The organism is Lactiplantibacillus fabifermentans DSM 21115 (genome assembly GCF_000498955.2).
GTDB classification, from domain to species: domain Bacteria; phylum Bacillota; class Bacilli; order Lactobacillales; family Lactobacillaceae; genus Lactiplantibacillus; species Lactiplantibacillus fabifermentans.
Genome location: NZ_AYGX02000181.1, coordinates 1 through 1,475 on the forward strand (window position 1 = coordinate 1; position 1,475 = coordinate 1,475).

Annotated in this window: 10 tRNA genes and 1 pseudogene; 10 read left to right on the top strand and 1 reads right to left on the bottom strand. The window is 47.8% G+C overall.

Going from position 1 to position 1,475, the window contains the following annotated elements:
* Nucleotides 1-72 precede the first annotated feature (72 nt).
* The 10 genes from DY78_RS15580 (at nt 73) to DY78_RS15625 (ending at nt 1,022) form a co-directional block, all read left to right on the top strand.
* Nucleotides 73-162, top strand: a tRNA-Ser gene (locus DY78_RS15580).
* Between the two features lie 21 nt (nt 163-183).
* A tRNA-Glu gene (locus DY78_RS15585) sits at nt 184-256 on the top strand.
* A 5-nt stretch (nt 257-261) separates the two neighbouring features.
* A tRNA-Val gene (locus tag DY78_RS15590) sits at nt 262-334 on the top strand.
* A 55-nt stretch (nt 335-389) separates the two neighbouring features.
* Nucleotides 390-462 (top strand) — tRNA-Phe (locus DY78_RS15595).
* 5 nt (nt 463-467) lie between these two features.
* Nucleotides 468-550, top strand: a tRNA-Tyr gene (locus DY78_RS15600).
* Nucleotides 551-559: 9 nt separating this feature from the next.
* Nucleotides 560-633 (top strand) — tRNA-Trp (locus tag DY78_RS15605).
* A gap of 5 nt (nt 634-638) precedes the next feature.
* Nucleotides 639-711 (top strand) — tRNA-His (locus DY78_RS15610).
* 7 nt (nt 712-718) lie between these two features.
* Nucleotides 719-790, top strand: a tRNA-Gln gene (locus DY78_RS15615).
* Between the two features lie 23 nt (nt 791-813).
* A tRNA-Cys gene (locus DY78_RS15620) sits at nt 814-884 on the top strand.
* A gap of 53 nt (nt 885-937) precedes the next feature.
* Nucleotides 938-1,022: transfer RNA gene (locus tag DY78_RS15625), tRNA-Leu, on the top strand.
* Nucleotides 1,023-1,295: 273 nt separating this feature from the next.
* Here DY78_RS15625 and DY78_RS16535 read toward each other — a convergent pair.
* A pseudogene (locus DY78_RS16535) lies at nt 1,296-1,475 on the bottom strand (hypothetical protein); the annotation flags it as partial.

Consider the following 1,475-nt stretch of genomic DNA (forward strand, 5'->3'; position numbering starts at 1 on the left):
GTAGAGCGCTTGACTGTTAATCAAGATGTCGACGGTTCGAGCCCGCCTGTCGGAGTTATCTACGTAAGCCATGGAGAGTTGTCCGAGTGGCTGAAGGAGCAGCATTGGAAATGCTGTAAACGGGTATTACCTGTTTCAAGGGTTCGAATCCCTTACTCTCCGTTAAGTTAGATATATAAATATGACCCCTTGGTCAAGTGGTTTAAGACACTGCCCTTTCACGGCAGTAACATGGGTTCGAATCCCGTAGGGGTCATTATTGGAGGATTAGCTCAGTTGGGAGAGCGTCTGCCTTACAAGCAGAGGGTCACAGGTTCGAGCCCTGTATCCTCCATATGATGAACTTCATTCATCAGTACAATTTAATAAACTTCATCATGAATTAATATGGCTCGGTAGCTCAGTCGGTAGAGCAATGGATTGAAGCTCCATGTGTCGGCGGTTCGATTCCGTCCCGCGCCATTTATGGAGGGGTAGCGAAGTCTGGCTAAACGCGGCGGACTGTAAATCCGCTCCTTCGGGTTCGGTGGTTCGAATCCACTCCCCTCCATTCTTTCATAGGGATATAGTTTAATGGTAGAACAACGGTCTCCAAAACCGTCGGTGTGGGTTCAACTCCTACTATCCCTGCCATGATGGCGGTATTGGCGAAGTGGTTAACGCACCGGATTGTGGCTCCGGCACGCGTGGGTTCGATTCCCACATACCGCCCTTTGATTGGGTTATAGCCAAGTGGTAAGGCAATGGACTTTGACTCCATCATGCGCTGGTTCGAATCCAGCTAACCCAGTTGGGTTTGGGCAAACATATGATGGCGGTATAGCCAAGTGGTAAGGCAGAGGTCTGCAAAACCTTCATCACCGGTTCAAATCCGGTTACCGCCTTTCCTGAAAAGGTTATAATCCTGATCAGAAACATCAGTCCAATTCTTTATTATGCCGGCGTGGCGGAATTGGCAGACGCGCTGGACTCAAAATCCAGTTCCCGTTGAGGGAGTATCGGTTCGACCCCGATCGCCGGTATTATTAGGCTTGTGAGAGCCTTACAATACGTAGAAAAAGTCGTTACATCGTTGATGTAGCGGCTTTTTTGTTTGCCATGAAGTTATTCAAAAGAACGCCAAAATGTCATTGTGAGCACATTTGAGCACATTCGCCGTTTTTTAGATGACAAAATCGGGGGCGGAGAGTGAAAATCGAACCGAGTCGGCAAAACCCTACGCTCATAGGGGCCTTGCAAGGATGGGTGCACAGAGTGAGCAAGTAATTGAGCACAAGTGCGGTGCACACCAACCTTCAGATGGACGTTAAGGCATCATTGATAGCACTGACTTGTTCTTGCGCCAGCTCATTAATGATGTGCGCATACACTCGCTGAGTAATCCCAACATCTGAATGCCCAAGCCGTTTTGAAATTACGTAAATGGTAGATTGCAAATTTAATCCGAATTTTTGGACAAATTGTTCAGCATAACC